This is a genomic window from Flammeovirga kamogawensis, from assembly GCF_018736065.1.
Taxonomy (GTDB): domain Bacteria; phylum Bacteroidota; class Bacteroidia; order Cytophagales; family Flammeovirgaceae; genus Flammeovirga; species Flammeovirga kamogawensis.
This window is the reverse complement of sequence record NZ_CP076128.1, coordinates 871,693-888,084: the sequence shown is the minus strand read 5'-3', so window position 1 is coordinate 888,084 and position 16,392 is coordinate 871,693. Positions and strand designations below refer to the sequence as shown.

The 16,392-nt window shown below is 31.9% G+C and carries 15 protein-coding genes and 1 tRNA gene; 1 reads left to right on the top strand and 15 read right to left on the bottom strand.

What is annotated here, in order from left to right; genetic code table 11:
- Positions 1-8 precede the first annotated feature (8 nt).
- From KM029_RS03485 to pyk, 5 genes are all read right to left on the bottom strand, one after another.
- Positions 9-881 (bottom strand): universal stress protein, encoded by an 873-nt coding sequence (locus tag KM029_RS03485; RefSeq protein ID WP_144075393.1) that lies wholly within the window; start codon positions 879-881, stop codon positions 9-11.
- Positions 882-970: 89 nt separating this feature from the next.
- Positions 971-2,167, bottom strand: coding sequence for an alpha/beta hydrolase family protein (locus KM029_RS03480; RefSeq protein WP_144075392.1), 1,197 nt, complete (start codon positions 2,165-2,167; stop codon positions 971-973).
- Between the two features lie 69 nt (positions 2,168-2,236).
- A complete protein-coding gene (locus KM029_RS03475; RefSeq protein WP_144075391.1) occupies positions 2,237-3,145 on the bottom strand; it encodes a DMT family transporter in 909 nt (302 codons plus the stop codon).
- Between the two features lie 115 nt (positions 3,146-3,260).
- Entirely contained in the window at positions 3,261-4,340 is a 1,080-nt protein-coding gene (locus KM029_RS03470) for an LptF/LptG family permease (protein ID WP_144075390.1), read from the bottom strand.
- Positions 4,341-4,577: 237 nt separating this feature from the next.
- A complete protein-coding gene (gene pyk, locus KM029_RS03465) occupies positions 4,578-6,008 on the bottom strand; it encodes a pyruvate kinase (RefSeq protein ID WP_144075389.1) in 1,431 nt (476 codons plus the stop codon).
- Positions 6,009-6,166: 158 nt separating this feature from the next.
- Between pyk and KM029_RS03460 the strand changes: the two genes are divergently transcribed.
- A complete protein-coding gene (locus KM029_RS03460; protein WP_144075388.1) occupies positions 6,167-6,904 on the top strand; it encodes a geranylgeranylglyceryl/heptaprenylglyceryl phosphate synthase in 738 nt (245 codons plus the stop codon).
- On the opposite strand, the gene KM029_RS03455 is transcribed toward KM029_RS03460, so the two are convergent.
- The 10 genes from KM029_RS03455 to KM029_RS03410 form a co-directional block, all read right to left on the bottom strand.
- Positions 6,901-8,208, bottom strand: coding sequence for a DEAD/DEAH box helicase (locus KM029_RS03455; protein ID WP_205125462.1), 1,308 nt, complete (start codon positions 8,206-8,208; stop codon positions 6,901-6,903). The genes KM029_RS03460 and KM029_RS03455 overlap by 4 nt on opposite strands.
- A 43-nt stretch (positions 8,209-8,251) precedes the next feature.
- Positions 8,252-9,058 (bottom strand): N-acetylmuramic acid 6-phosphate etherase, encoded by an 807-nt coding sequence (gene murQ / locus KM029_RS03450; protein WP_144075386.1) that lies wholly within the window; start codon positions 9,056-9,058, stop codon positions 8,252-8,254.
- Positions 9,059-9,148: 90 nt separating this feature from the next.
- Entirely contained in the window at positions 9,149-9,949 is an 801-nt protein-coding gene (locus KM029_RS03445) for a hypothetical protein (protein ID WP_144075385.1), read from the bottom strand.
- A gap of 81 nt (positions 9,950-10,030) precedes the next feature.
- Positions 10,031-10,780, bottom strand: coding sequence for a TrmH family RNA methyltransferase (locus KM029_RS03440; RefSeq protein WP_144075384.1), 750 nt, complete (start codon positions 10,778-10,780; stop codon positions 10,031-10,033).
- A gap of 13 nt (positions 10,781-10,793) precedes the next feature.
- Positions 10,794-11,960 carry a serine hydrolase domain-containing protein gene (locus KM029_RS03435; RefSeq protein ID WP_158631144.1) on the bottom strand — a complete coding sequence of 389 codons (1,167 nt, stop codon included), beginning with the start codon at positions 11,958-11,960 and terminating at the stop codon, positions 10,794-10,796.
- Between the two features lie 8 nt (positions 11,961-11,968).
- Complete coding sequence (locus KM029_RS03430; RefSeq protein WP_144075382.1) at positions 11,969-12,580, bottom strand: fumarylacetoacetate hydrolase family protein; 612 nt, start codon at positions 12,578-12,580, stop codon at positions 11,969-11,971.
- A gap of 79 nt (positions 12,581-12,659) precedes the next feature.
- The gene (locus KM029_RS03425; RefSeq protein ID WP_144075749.1) at positions 12,660-13,451 is read right to left on the bottom strand and encodes a zinc ribbon domain-containing protein; all 792 of its coding nucleotides are present in this window, start codon (positions 13,449-13,451) and stop codon (positions 12,660-12,662) included.
- Between the two features lie 186 nt (positions 13,452-13,637).
- A tRNA-Ile gene (locus tag KM029_RS03420) sits at positions 13,638-13,711 on the bottom strand.
- Between the two features lie 268 nt (positions 13,712-13,979).
- A complete protein-coding gene (ade, locus tag KM029_RS03415; RefSeq protein WP_144075381.1) occupies positions 13,980-15,596 on the bottom strand; it encodes an adenine deaminase in 1,617 nt (538 codons plus the stop codon).
- A 96-nt stretch (positions 15,597-15,692) separates the two neighbouring features.
- Positions 15,693-16,295 (bottom strand): porin family protein, encoded by a 603-nt coding sequence (locus KM029_RS03410; protein WP_144075380.1) that lies wholly within the window; start codon positions 16,293-16,295, stop codon positions 15,693-15,695.
- Positions 16,296-16,392: the final 97 nt, after the last annotated feature.

Here is a 16,392-nt window from a genome sequence, read left to right as displayed (position 1 = left end):
TAAGAAACTTATTCTTTTAATTTTTTATTAAATGTAAGTACAGGGCGAATTGCATGGTTTGCTACTTCTTCTGCTATACTTCCTAAAAGTAAATGTTGAATACCAGTTCGACCATGTGTTGTTAAACTAATCATATCAGCATTTATAAACTCGGCAAAACCTCTAATTCCTTCTTCCTCAGAGAAATCATTGAAAGTTGCTACATCATAATTTTTGAATTCATGTGTTTTTGCAAAATCCTTAAGATGCTGAATTGAAAAAGGTGTTGCTTCAAAATTATTTGGTGTGATAACTTTAACTAAATGTATTTTTGAATCAAAAAGTTCTTGAAACAACTGAATCGAAGATATTGCATGTTGTGAGACTTTATTAAAGTCAGATGCAAATACAATATTTTTAGGAGCAAAATCTTTTTCTTCTCTTTTTACAGTAAGTACAGGAACCTTAGCTAATCTAATGATTTTCTCGGTATTAGATCCTACTAAAACTTCATCAATACCACTTATACCTTGAGAACCAATTACAATTAAATCTGTATTGTCTTTTACAACAAAATCTGCTAAATGTCTCTGAAGTGAATCAAATTCAATGTGTTTATCAATAGTAACTCCAGGGTTCTCTGCAATAATTTTATTGACTTTGGTTTCAACAACTTCAGATAATTTTTTAGTGTAATGTACATAAACTTCGGGATCTTCCATTCCAACATCACCAGCACCAAATACAGACAGGCTATCGTAATGGTTAATTGTTGGTACATCTATTACATGAAGTAAAGAAATTGATGCATTAATTTTTTTTGCAATTGTAATGGCAACATTTAAGGCATTATTTGCTTCTGGAGAGAAGTCCGTAGGGACTAAAATATTTTTAATATTCATGATCTTTGTATGTTTTATTTCTTACTATGAAGATACAAATATGTTATCAAAAATGATAGTCTTTTTGTTATTAAAACGTTGTATTTACACTAATTATTAATCATTGAAATTTGTTCTAAAGATTTGATTAACATATAAAGTGCTGCATTACTATGTGAGGTTCCTTCAATTTCTTCAAAGAAAATATTTGAATTACTTTTCAAGAAATTATCTGATATATTTTCAGAGCTTGAATAGGGAATGATTTCATCAAAAGGGGAATGGTAGAAATAGATTGGGAAATGAGTTTCAAATATTGAAACTGAATTAGTTTGTAGTTTTTGATAAATCGGATTTGAATTTTCCTCATTCTTTAAGTCAGTAAGAAATGTGTTAGTAAAAAGTGTATTTAAAGTTTTAGGGAGTTGATTATTAACCTGTGGAGTGTTTAGTTTTCCTGAAAGTAATTCTTGTATTGTATTATGGTAAGGACTCTTAAATATATCACTTAATTCAAAGTCAAAATCGTAGTATTCATAATAGGAAAGAACTATTAAAGCCAAAAAAGCAGGGGATTCATATTGTTCATTCTTTAAAATTTCATTCATAACTAGAGGTAGATTATAACCTCCTGCTCCTGTAAAGCATCCCAAAACATTTATTTGTTCAATTTCTGATTCTAATAATTTTTCTGCAATACTTAAAGATGAAAAACCTCCTTGAGAATACCCAGCTAAAAAGTAATTATCAGAAGTGTCAATTTCTAATTTATTTGCTAGAGTTTTAGCAGCTAAAGTAAGATTAATTGATGTTTCTGTAGATTTATCTTTTATGAAATAATATTGGAATATCTCTTCTGAATCACCGAAACCAATTAAATCAGGGACTATGATTGCATAACCTAAAGATGCACCAATTTCATAGCTTGGTAAATTTGTTACTGACGGAGCTTCATTTGAAGCAATTATAGTACCTCTACTTAGTAAAATCCAATCTTTAGTAGGGGCTGTTTCAGGAAATGAAACAATGCCAGAAGCTTCAATAAGTTGCCCATATTTATCTGATGTTAAATAGGTAACTTTATATGTGGTGATATCATTTTTAATTAAAGGAACAGCTCTGTCAAATCCTCCAATTGAAGCAAGGAATTTGAGATCTTCGGCGGCATATTCATTTTTTACTTCATAAGAGATTAAGTCTCCTGCAACAGGAGTAGAAATAGGTTCAGGAGTAGAATTATCTGTGGAGCAACTATAAAATAAAATGATGGGTAAAAGAAGAAATAGTCTTTTAAGTATAAAGCTCATAAGAAATGTTTTTTTGTGTTTTCAAATATACATAACTTATGAGCTTTAAATTTGTTCTTTTTAAAGAAATTATTTTAGCATTTCTTTTTGTAGATTCTTTCTATTGGATGATCTTCTTAAATAATTTTGTTTTAGGAAGGGGTAAGAAAGAACAGATAGTAAAATTATTCCAGCACCTATATAGAAACCAAATGTCATTGTTTCTTCATCACCAAAAATTATTAGTGCTAAGATTATTCCATAAATTGGTTCAAGGTTAACGGTTAAATTTACTTGAAATGCACTTAAGTTTTTCTGGATTTCTACGCAAACTGCATAAGCAATTGTGGTGCAAATAACAGATAGTACTAATAGATATATTATATCTAAAGTAGATGGGATAACTAATAAAGTATCTGTTGAAGAAAGAAAAGGAAGGCAAACAAATGCTGTGATACTTCCTCCAATCATTTCGTATAAAGTTATTTTTGGAGAGCTTATTCTTTTGACAAACTTACCATTTAAAACGCTAAATAATGATCCAACAAAAGCAGCGCCTAATGAAAGGGCCAAACCTAAAGCATGATCAAATTCAAATTGAAATATTATATATAAACCAAAAATTACAAATAAACCAAGTACAACCTCATAAGGTTTGATACTAGTTTTGTTAAGTAACGGTTCTAAAATTGAAGTGAATAGGGCCGTTGTAGCAATACCAGCAAGGCAAACACTAACTTTAGAAATTTTTGCAGAAGCAAAGAATAAAATCCAATGAGCAGCTACAAGAGAACCTGTAAGTAATAACTTTGCTGCATCTTTGTAATTAATCTTTAACTCCCATTTCTTGTACTTCATGAATATTGCCATAGAAATGGCGGCGATCAACGTTCTATAGAAAACTAATTGAAACGGATCTAAGTCAATAAGGACACCTAAGATGGCCGTAAATCCCCATATAAATACAATTATATGAAGTTTAACTTGCTCGTTGAACATGTGTTTGAAGCGAATAATTATGGTAGTAAATAATTGAATTGCAAATGTATAAAAAAAGAGTCTAACTTTATTTAAAAAGTTAGACTCTCTTTTTGCCAATAAATCTTATTGTTTATTATTTCTGTGCTTTAAAATATAACCCAATGGTTACAAATAAGAATACAATATTTGGCATCCAAGCGGCTAAGAACGGACTTAACGTTCCGGCTTCAGCAATTGCTCTACTCATAATTACAAAGAGTAGGTAAATAAAAGCTAGAACAAAACCCATTGCTATTTGGAATCCAGATCCATGCCTTGATTTAGTAGAAGATACACAAACACCCATTATTGTAAGCAATAAGATTGCAAATGGATAAGCATACCTTTCATATAAAGCATTTTCATAGATACCTAAGTTACCAACACCTCTTTGTCTTTCTTGCTGAATAAAATCAGAAAGTTCGGTATTAGTTAAGGTTTCGTGTAAGTTATACTTACTTTCGAAATACTTAGGATCTAAATTTAATTTTTTAGTAAGTGAGGTGCCTTTTGCAAACTTTTGTGTTCCATCAACATTAAAAGTATATTTTTCATACTTATCAAAAGTCCACTCTTCTTTAGCAGAATCCCACTGAATACGATTTGCGGAAATTTTTTCTAAGAGTTTATTTCCATCAAAAGTTTCTAAAGTAGGTCTATATCCTCTTTTAATTCTATTGTTATAACTTTCAACATATAGATAAGTAGAATCACTTACTCTATAGTGAATATCTCTTTCATTAAAGTAGTAGGGGCTTTTAAGGTATTTAATCTCAAAAGCGACTCTAGTTTTAGCACTGTAAGGGACAACATATCCGATAAGACCAAAAATAATTCCACCAATAATAGATGCACCAACAATATATGGTAGTAAGAATCTAGGATAACTTACTCCATTACTTAATACAGCTATAACTTCTGTATGTGATGTTAATCTAGCAGTCATAAATACAACTGCAATAAAAATTGATAAAGGACTTAATGTATTAACCCAGTGTATAAAAAGGTTTACATAATATTCGGAAAATACATATCCGAAATTTAATCCGTGATTTAAAAAATCGTCTTGCTTCTCGGTGTAGTCAATTACACAAACAATGATATTTAATAGTAATACTACAAAAATAAATGTTTTAAAAAACTTAGTGAGAATATACTTATCCAGAAGTTTCATATAAGTCTGTCGTATGTGTTTTAATTCGACATAATGGCAAAAGCCTAACTAATTACAAAAAACGATTTCCTAACGCTAATTTGCAACGTATTTAGTGTTTGAATTGTAATTAAAGGTGTCTTTTAACGTTGTTTCACAACTATTGAGCCATATTAAAAATACTTTTGTTATAAAAAATGAAAGCCTTTCATGTAAATACACAAAAGGCTTTCAATATCATTAAATCAAGGAAATAAATTATCCTACGATATCAATTTTTAAACTGTTTGTTCTTCCTTCTTTATTCAATGGAAGAGCAGCGATGTTTACAAGGCTATCACCTTTAGCAATGAATCCTTTTTGTACTAAGATTGCTTCTAACTCTTTGAAAGTTTCAGTAGAAGATTCTTTTGGTACATAATGGAAAGCTCTAACACCCCATACTAAGTTTAAAGTTGCAGCTAAAGCTTTATCAGATGAGAAGATAAAGATATTAGCGTGTGGTCTGTGTCTTGCTATACGAGAAGCAGTAAAACCAGAGTTTGTTAAACCTACAATTGCTTTAGCACCTAATTGGTTAGAAATATTTGCTGCAGCTTGAGCGATTAAGTTACCACCAAATGTTGGTTTAGTAGGATCAAAATCAAATTCTTTTTCGTAGATCTCTTGGTTTTGACGTTGAACAGCAGTAATGATACGAACCATTGCTTGAACAGTTTCTACAGGGTAGTCACCAGCAGCAGATTCAGCAGATAGCATTACAGCATCAGCACCATCAGTTACAGCGTTTGCTACATCATTTACCTCAGCACGAGTAGGGCGAGGGTTAGTGATCATAGATTCCATCATTTGTGTAGCAACGATAACTGGCTTAGCAGCTTTGTTACACTTAGCGATGATTTCTTTTTGGATCATTGGTACATCCTCGAATAAAATCTCAACACCTAGGTCACCACGAGCAACCATAATAGCGTCAGTAACTTTTAAGATTTCGTCAAAGTTTTCGATTGCTTCTGGACGTTCGATCTTAGCGATGATACGAGCATTAGAACCTTTAGACTTGATGATTTCTTTTACTGAAGTAATATCTTGAGCAGTTCTTACGAATGATAAAGCTACCCAGTTTACACCTTGCTCTAACCCGAACTCTAAATCTCTTCTATCTTTTGCAGTTAAAGAAGCTTCAGAAATATCTGTATCAGGTAAGTTCATACCTTTACGAGATTTTAATTTACCACCGTGAACAACTTCAGCAATGATTTCATTAGCCTTAACTTCAACAACACGAACACACAAGTTACCATCATCAATCATGATGTTGTCACCAGCTTTCACGTCTTTTACGATATTTGTATAGCTAGTAGATACTTTATGTTTAGTACCAACAACTGGAGTATTTGTGATGATGATTTGTTCACCTTCAACAATTTCTACAGCTCCGCCTTCCATTTCGCCGATACGAATTTTAGGGCCTTGCAAATCTTGTAAGATCGCAGTATTGTGACCGAATTTTGAGTTATACTCATTTACCCAATCGATAACTTTTTTATGCTCAGAGTGAACATCATGCGAGAAGTTTAAACGAAATACATCTGCACCTGCATGAATAAGCTCTAGCACTTTTTGCTTATCTCTTGTAGCTGGTCCAATTGTAGCGACGATCTTAGTTTTGTTGATTGCGATACTCATAGTTCTTAATTAACGAATATATAAATTTTAAATGATTGAGTTGCAATATCAGTTTTTTGGACTGATATTTATTTATGAACTCTATATTTGAAACACATGCGAATTTATTAGATTCCTTATAATGGAACAAGTACTATTAAATCATCTTATATTAACAAATGCAATTTAACACTGAAAATTGGCTTTTAGAGAGAAAAAAAACCAAAAAAAAGACTTTAGCAGTACTTGTTGATCCTGATAAGTGGACAAAAGAAGTAAATTTTTTTTTAAGAAATGGAGATAAAAGTCACTTGCCTGATATTTTTTTGGTGGGTGGAAGTCTACTTTCAACAAATTTTTTAGAAAAAGTAGTTGGACAATTAAAAGAATTTGGAAAACCTGTAATTCTTTTTCCTGGTAATTCTTTGCAAATAACAGATAATGCAGATGCAATATTATTTATGTCTTTAATATCTGGAAGAAATCCTGAGTTTTTAATTGGACAACAAATTCATGCTGCACATAGGGTCAAAGAAAGTAATCTTGAAGCAATTCCTTTAGGTTATATTTTAATTGAGAGTGGAACACCAACTTCAGTTCAATATATGAGTAATACTCAACCTATCCCAGCAACTAAAAATGATATTGCAATGAGTACTGCAATGGCTGGAGAATTATTAGGGATGAGAGCTTTTTATTTAGAAGCTGGGAGTGGAGCAGATTCTCCTGTTTCTGATGAAATGATAACTGGAGTTAGAAAATCTGTAGAAGGTTTATTATTTGTAGGAGGAGGGTTAAGAAATGCTGAAGTAATAAAGAATAAATTTAAAGCAGGGGCTGATGTTGTAGTAATTGGGACTGCCTTTGAAAACAATCCCAATTTATTAAAAGAACTCTCCAAAGAGTTAGATTATTAATCAGGTCTTCTGTTCTTATTATAATTATTTGATTTATTACGGTTTTGGTTATTTCCATGAGAATTACCATTACCGTATTTTTTATTATTATTGAAATGTTTCTTAGGACCTCTGTTGTTTCCTCCGCCTCTAGAATTAGAATTTTTTAATCTTGGAGAATACCTTGGGCCAAATCCTAAAAATTGAGGGTTGTTAGGTTTCTCAATTTCCATTCCTATTAATCCTTCAATTTTAGCAAAAGAAATTTGTTCCTTTGGATTATCATTGATAAAAGTGATAGCTTCACCTTTTCTAGAAGCACGTGCTGTTCTACCGATACGATGAACATAATCTTCAGGATCTTTAGGAACATCAAAATTGATTACCAATTCAACAGTTTCTACATCAATACCTCTTGAGATAATATCAGTACCTACTAATATCTTTGTAACTTTTCCTTTAAAACGAAGTAATACTTCTTCTCTTTCTTTTTGATCAAGGTCAGAGCTAATACCTTCAGCAGAAAGTCCTCTTCTACGTAAAATATCAGTAACCTCTTTAACTTTACTCTTCGTACTCGTAAAAATGATAACACTTTCATAAGATTCTTCGCTAAGAAGAAAGTCTACCATAGGACCTTTTTGGTTGTCGTACAGTAAAAAAGCTTTTTGTGTTACATTTTTTGAAGTTTTAGAGATGGCAATATTAATCTCAATAGGGTTGTGTAATAACTCTTTTGCTAAGACTCTTATTTTAGGAGGCATAGTAGCAGAGAAAAATATATTTTGTCTCACTTTAGGCAAATGAGAAGCAATTTGTAAAATATCTTCATGAAAACCCATGTCTAACATTCTATCGGCTTCGTCTAAAATAAGATTTCTAACCTTACCTACATTTGCACCAATATTTAAATGAGAGAGTAGTTTACCAGGAGTAGCAACAATAATATCTACACCTTGCTTTAAAGCAGTTCTTTGGTTAGAAAAAGTACTAGAGTCTCCACCGTATACAGCTATAGATGTTACAGGTGTAAAATAAGATAATCCTTGTATTTGGTAATCTATCTGTAAAGCTAATTCTCTAGTAGGAACTATAATAATTGTATGTGTGTCTTTCCCATTATAATCAGACATATGAATCTGATCCATAATTGGAAGAAGGAATGCTGCAGTTTTACCTGTACCGGTTTGCGCACAAGCAATTAGATCTTTTCCATCAAGAATAGCAGGTATTGCTTGTTCTTGAATAGGAGTAGGCTCTCTAAAGTTCATAGAGTAGATGCCATCTAAAAGATCGTCGTTTAATTGAAAATCGTCAAAAGTCACGTTAAATTCTTTATAATTTAAAAAAATAATTAAAATGAGGAATTTAAGTGCGGTTGTTATATGCATCTGTTGCTCCTCTAACAGATTTATGTTCAGCTAATAAGCTTTCAGCAATAGCTCTATCCACAGGTATTTCATCCATAACCATTCGGATAGCTCTTTCTTCTAATTTATGATTTGTAAGCTGCATATCAACCATTTTATTCCCTTTAACTTTTCCAAGCTGGATCATTATGGAAGTTGATATCATATTTAAGGCTAATTTTTGAGCTGTACCTGCTTTCATTCTTGTACTTCCTGTTACAAATTCAGGACCAACAATGGGTTCTACTGCAAATTGGGCAACTTCAGCCATTTTGCTATTAGGATTACATACAATACAGCCAGTAAGGATATTATTTTTGTTTGCTTCTTCCATTCCACCAATAACATATGGTGTTCTACCAGAGGCAGCTATACCTATTAGAGAATCATTCTCTCCAATATTCTCATTTTTTAGGTCTATCCAAGCTTGTTTGTTGTCATCTTCAGCGTGTTCTACGGCTTTTCTTATTGCTCCATCACCTCCTGCAATAATACCTACAACTAAATCGAAAGGAACGCCAAATGTTGGAGGACATTCTGAAGCGTCAACAACGCCAAGTCTTCCGCTAGTACCAGCGCCTATATAAAATAGTTTACCACCTTTCTTCATTCTTGGAACAATAGCATTAACTAATGCTTCGATTTGAGGAATTGCTTTTTGGATTGCTAATGGTACGGATTGATCTTCTTTATTGATATTATGTAAAAGTTCATTTACACTCATCTTTTCAAGATCATTATAATTTGATGATGATTCTGTAATCATATTTGTTATTCGTTGAAACGTTTAATTTACGAATAACACTTTAATACTTTTCCTACTTAGATAAAAATAACTAAAATAGGGGTGTTTTAGCTAAAGAAAAGCAATTATATCTTCAATATGTGCTTGAGCATCACTTAAATCTTGATTAATTAATTTCATCTGACTCTCGACTTCATTTTTATTAAGGTGTGTAACACCAAAAATAAAACTACCAGAATGATTCATTTTTAAGTCTTGATTATGAATTAATTTATTCCCAATTTTTTTAATTGATATTTGGTGATCATCAATTATACATTTCCCTTCGAATTTTAAAATGTCGTTTTTAGAATTAATCAAGAAATTATTCATGTAGAATAACATATTGTCCAGATTATCTGATTGGAATGGAATTATAAATAAATTGATATCTTTATTTACTCGTTCAAAATAAATATCGTCTTTATTTTTATTTAAAATTGAATTAATATTCTTTGGGTAAGAAAGAGCAGAAGGGTTGACTTTTTTCGCAAAATAATAGTTGCTAGGGAAATTATCATCAAATATTAGCCTATCAGCAAAGGCCATATCATGCCATGAGATACTATCATTTAAATTGACAAGATTTAGTAACTCATTTTTTGAATAAGCTACCGTATCTTTCCAAATAAATTTATCCATAATTATTTCATCTGATAGGACTAACTCTGCAACATGTTCTAGAGGTGTTAACCCATCAGTATAAATACAAACATCATTATTGGCTGCAATAACTTTATCTAACCATTCTAAATTTTCATCATATTTTATCCATGTGGCGATATTGTTATTACCAGTGGGTGCAAATAAAATTGTATTTGATGTCTTTTGAGGACGAAAATTAGTAATCGTAATAAAGTGTTTGATATTCATATCTATGTAATTATTTGTGATACTCAATTACATAAACATTATTTTAAGTAGAAATGATTCATTTTAACTTCACAATAAATGTCAAACACGTTTGATGTTGTCGCAAATTATTGCAGTGGCTACAGCTACATTTAAAGATTCTGAGTCACCGTAACGAGGTATCGTAATTTTAGCAGATAGTATAGAATGAATTTCTTGGCTAATACCATGTGATTCACTCCCCATTACCATAATACTTTTATTTTCTGGAGTGAAATTGTGAATGTCTTCGCCGTCCATATCGGCACCAATTAATTGTACACCATTCTTTTTGTAATTGGATAAAATTTCTGGAAGGTCTACAACATGACATTTAATTCTAGTAAAGGCACCCATAGTAGAAGCAATTACTTTTGGAGCAAAAGCATCTGTACAATTTTTTGATAAGAATATATCACTGATACCATACCAATCTGCAATTCTTAAAATTGTCCCAAGGTTGCCTGGGTCTCTAACATCGTCAAGTGCTAAAGAAAAATTAGAAATGGTCTCAATAGATGGTAGAGAATAAGAAGGCATTTTTGCAATTGCTAAACCGCTATCGTTGGTTTGAAGTGAGCCATTCTGTTTTAAAAGTACAGGAGTAGTTATATCAGAAACAGGTATTTTATTCAGAACAGAAGGAGGAAGTACTTCTTTAAATTTTTCAGTGTAAAAAAGTGCGTCAATTTCTAAATTAGAATTGATTAACTCCTGTATGTTTTTTTGTCCTTCAACAATAAAACGGTTAGATTCTTTTCTTTTTTTCTTTTGAAGTAATCCTTTTACCTCTTTGCTCCAACGTTTGTTCACTGTAATTTAAATTTTATCGTCTTCTAAACTCTGGTATTTCTAATATATTAAATACATTATTTGTATTTACAAAAGCATGATTAACACGGTTACTAAGAATCATTAAAAATGCTTCTGTTTCTGGATAATGAACAAAAAGTGTAGAGTACCCTCTCCACCATCCTCCATGGTAAACAACTGTAGTGCCATCTGAAACATGAAACAGTCTCCAACCATACCCATAATTGTAATTTCCTCTTCTTTTTGGACTTTGGAAAGTAAATGCTTCGTCTAAAGTTTCTTGTTTAAATAAGGAATCTTGCAATAAAGCAACATGCCATTTAAACATGTCTTCTACGTTGGAATATACACTTTTATCTCCTAAAACGCCATCAAGAAGGTAATCTTCATATTTCCTTCGCCCACTAGAATGACCTATTGCTACATTTTCTTGGTGTGCTCTTTCGTTTTCAAAAGTGAAAGTACTATCCATGTGTAATGGAGTGAAGATTCTTTCATCTAAAAACTCAGCAAATGTTTTGCCTGATACTTTTTCTACAATTTCTGCAAGAAGCATGTAACCTGTATTCGAATATCTAAATCGCTTGTCAGGAGTGCCATACTTACCCGGCTTATATTCGTATAAATAATCAACACACAGATCATTATTAATGTAAGTATGTTTGTCTTTTATTTTTCTATCCATTAGATAGATATAATTAGGCAAACCAGAACGGTGATCTAGTAGCATTTTTATAGTAATACCATCATATGGGAAATCAGGGAAATATTTATTTATAGAATCACTGTAAGCTAATAGTGTATCTTGTGCTAACAGCATAATTGATGCTGCTGTAAATTGCTTTGAAACAGATGCTAATTGAAATATATCATCGTCACGTAGCTTAGTTCTTCTTCTAATATCTCTGTATCCGAATGCTTTTTTAAAGACAATTTGTTTTTTCTTGCCTCCTAAAACAACGCCATTAAATTGTCTTGTTTTTTGAAGTTTGGTAAAAGTAGAATCAAAAATATGATAGAATTCATCGAATTCATCTTTTGATAATGAATCAATTGTTGGTGTAATTACTTCTGGTTTGTCTATTATGACTACTTTTTCAGTTGTATTTTTTTTTGTACAACCGATCAATAGATTAATCCCAATGAGTAAAGTAACTAAAACGGGTAGTTTTTTTTTCAATGAACTATCTATTTGACTTCGAAATCGAGTAATTTTTCACCTTCAATAAATCCTTCAATTCTATCTCCAATTTTTACTGGGCCAACACCTTTAGGCGTTCCAGTGAAAATAAAATCTCCTTTCTTTAAAGTGATATATTTAGATACAAAAGCAATAATTTCATTTACATTCCAAAGCATCATACTTGAATTGCCACTTTGTTTTTCTTCACCATTAAGTGATACACTGAAATTAATATCTTGAATATCTTTAAAATTGGCGATAGGTTGGAATTTAGAAATAGGGGCGCTGTCATTAAAAGCTTTAGCAAGTTCCCAAGGAAGACCTTTCGCTTTTAATCTCGATTGCACATCTCTTGCAGTAAAATCAATTCCTAAACCTACTTCTTCGTAGTATCTGTGAGCAAATTTTTCTTGAATATACTTACCACCTTTACAGATTTTTACTACCAATTCCACTTCATGATGTATATCATTAGAAAATTCTGGATAGTAGAAAGGGTCGTTGTTTTTTAAAACTGCCGTTTCGGGCTTTGTAAAAATTACGGGTTCTGTAGGGCGTTCATTATTTAATTCAGCAATGTGATCAACATAATTTCGACCTATACAAATAATTTTCATAATCTGTTTTTTAAAATAGAGTGAACAAAAAAATGCCCGATAAATTCATACCGGGCATTTTAGAGGAAACTAAAATCAACTATTTTTTCTTAGTTGCAGCTTTTCTTCCTCTTGTAGAACGACGTTTTGGAGCCGCTTCAACTTCTTCGATTACCTCGACATCAGTTAAAACTCTACCGCAGTGTTCACATACGATTAATTTCTTTTTCTCACGGATATCAGCTTGTCTCTGAGGAGGGACAGTGTTGAAACAACCACCACAAGCACCTCTTTTTACAGTTACAACTGCTAAACCATTAGAAGAGTTATCTCTGATCTTGCTGTAAGATCTTAATAATCTTTCATCAAGATGTTTTGTAGCTTTATCACGTTGCTTAAGAAGTTTTTGTTCATCAACTTCACTTTCAGCCATGATTTCGTCAAGCTCTGATTTTTTTGTTAGTAAATCTTTTCTACGCTCTTCTAGTGCAGTTTTAGTATTTACAACTCTTTCACGCTTTACTTTCTCATCTGCCTCGTTGTCGCGAATTTTCTTTTGAGCAACTTGGATATCAAGATCTAACATCTCCATCTCCTTGTTGATTGCATCAAACTCTCTGTTATTTCTAACATTCATTTGTTGCTCTTCAAGATAAACAATACGCTTTTTGAAGTCTTGAATTTTACCTCTTAATTGATCAATATTTGCCTCGACGTCTGAAAGATCTCTTTCTAAGTTATCTATACGAGTCTCGTAACCTATGATCTCATCCTCTAGGTCTTGAACTTCTTCCGGCAGGTCGCCGCGTAATTTGCGGATTGCATCTAGTTCGCTATCGATTTGTTGTACTTTCGAAAGCGCTTCGATTCTTTGGGCGACTGTATTCTCCATAGGGATTGGCAAAACTAAATGTTGACATTAAATTTCTTAGTGGCATTTATAAACTAGTAAAATGCACGAAATGCAATTTTAAGAAATTAAATCGTATTTATCTCTATATAATTGAAATTAATAACGATTCAATATTGTATAAATGCAAAAAAAAGGCTAGCAAAACAAGTTACTAGCCAATTATTGTGCTCCCAACAGGGCTCGAACCTGTGACCCTCTGATTATGAGTCAGATGCTCTAACCAACTGAGCTATGGGAGCTGCTTTTCCTTGAAAGCGTTGCAAATATAGGGGATTAATTCCGTACAATGCAAAATAAAAATTAAAGTTTTTTTTAATTATTTTTTAAATGATTGAAATAGAACAATTTATTTTTAATTATTTACTTCTATTTTTTTGAATCGAAATGATCTTTCTATCAAAATCTTCATTTTTACCTTATTTATCAATTAATGTTGCTTGTGAATAATTAGTTTGCGATTGATATTTATTCACATATTTATTGACTTTTTCCGATATTAATTGGAGTTTAATCAACAAATAAATTTACAAAATTGAATGTTTTCCCATCAAACAAACCTTTATCACTTATTTTTAATTGAGGAATTACCAATAATGCCATAAAAGATAGTGTCATATATGGGTCGTGAAGGGTAGAACCAAACTCTTTTGCAGTTTCAAGAAGTTGAATATATTTTTTGGCAGCCGATTCTCCATCGATATTTGTCATCAATCCAGCAATTGGTAATGCAAATGTTGCTTCTTTAGTAGTATTTTTGATACAAAGTCCACCTTTCATATCAATTACTTTATTCACTGCGGCAGCAATCGCTTCATCATTAACGCCTACAGCAACGATATTATGTGAGTCATGAGCTACAGTAGAAGCAATAGCACCATCTTTTAACCCAAAACCTTTAATATATGCCACAGCTACAGGTGCGTCTTTATATCGGTTGACTACAGCTATCTTAAGTACATCATTTTCTTTCAAAGAATTTATATCGTGCTTCTCTTCAGAAGTAATTAATTGCCCATCGTGAGCAACAATAACTCTTACTTTATTTTTGCCATCTAATGATAAATTAAAATCACTTGCTTTTTTAGGTTGGCAATTAAACTTATTTATTATTTGTGCAGTTGGTGTAGAAAAAAGTTCCTTTCCATCTTCAGCAACTTTTACTCCATTGATATATGTAGCTATTGGAGTGAAATTGCTCATGTTATTGATGATGACAAAATCTGCATAATCTCCTTCTCTTAATTGCCCAACATCTAGGTTGTAATGTTCAATTGGATGTATAGAGGCTATCTTGATTGCATCAAATAAATCAGTTCCCATATCTAATGCTCTTTTAATAAATTTATCCATGTGGCCATGTATTAGCTCATGTGGATGAGAGTCATCTGTACAGAACATTAATTTTGCAGGGTGCGACTTAAGAAGCGGGGATAGGGCTTCGAAATTCTTTGCAGCTGACCCTTCACGTATTTGAATCTTCATCCCATTTTCAATTTTATGAATTGCTTCATCTAATTCAAAACTTTCATGGTCAGTGGAGATTCCTGCTGCAGCATATTTAATTAAATTTTTTCCTTTTAACCCTGGAGCATGTCCATCTACAGGTTTATTGGCTGCTTTTGCAATTCTAATTTTCGCCATTACATCAGCATCATTTTGAAGTACTCCTGGCCAATTCATCATTTCAGATAAATATTTTATATCATCATTGGCAAGTAATTCTTCTATTTGACTTACACTTATAGTATCACCAGCAGTCTCGAATGCAGTTGCAGGAACGCATGAAGGGGCTCCGAAATTGAATTTAAAAGGGGTTTGTTTTCCATTTTCAATCATGTAATGTACGCCTTCAATACCAACTACGTTGGCAATTTCATGTGGGTCAGAAATTGTAGCAACAGTACCATGTCTAACTGCAATTTTGGCAAATTCAACAGGGGCAAGCATTGAGCTTTCAATATGAATATGTGCATCTACAAAACCTGGAACTATATATTTATTTATACCTTTTGAAGATTCATCGTATTTTATCGATTTAATACGTTTACCTTCTATTGTGATACAACCAGGGTAAATCATTCGTTTATGAACATCTACAATATTTCCTTTGATTTCTGTTGCCATTTTTCCTCTTATAATGTTGTGTAAAAAACAAAGCCAAAATACATTATGAATATGTATTTTGGCTTGTTCTGTAAAGATTTATTATAAATATTCTCGTTAGAATACTAATGCATACGCTAATGTTACATCAAATCTGCTGATTGATAAATCGTCTCCACTAACTCTTGTAATGTCAGATAAACCAGCTATGTACCTAAAATCTATCATGATATTATCTACCATAGCTCCAATTCCAAATACTAAAGAAATATTAGAATCATTTAAATAACGATTTACATTTCTATCATTTGTACTTTCTGATGGAGAAAGTGAGCCATCAATAATATTTGTTGGTCCATTTTCTTTTGCTTTAGCTAATACACTAACCATTGGACCAAGATTAAAAAAGAATCTATTTTTTTTTCCAACAGTAAATTTTGCTAATAATGGTATGTCAACATAGTTTAAACTAACAGTTGTACCCATAGATTTTGATTTGATCATGCTGTACAAACATTCTGCTTGAAGTGAAAAAACATCACTTGTAGCAGCTTCTACAACACCACCAAAGGTAAGATTTGGTTTATAAGAAAAATCGTTTGTACGATTGGTTCTTATTTTTGAGATATTAGTACCAACTTTAGCGGCAATCATAACACCTTGACCAAAAACTATATAAGAACTTAAAAGTAGTCCAAGGGTTAAAAAAATCTTCCTCATGAACAGTAGAGTTAGGGATTTAGATTAAAAAAAGAAATACACAAAACTTAATGTTAATTGTATTCCGTTTGAACAGTAGTATTTATTGACGAATACT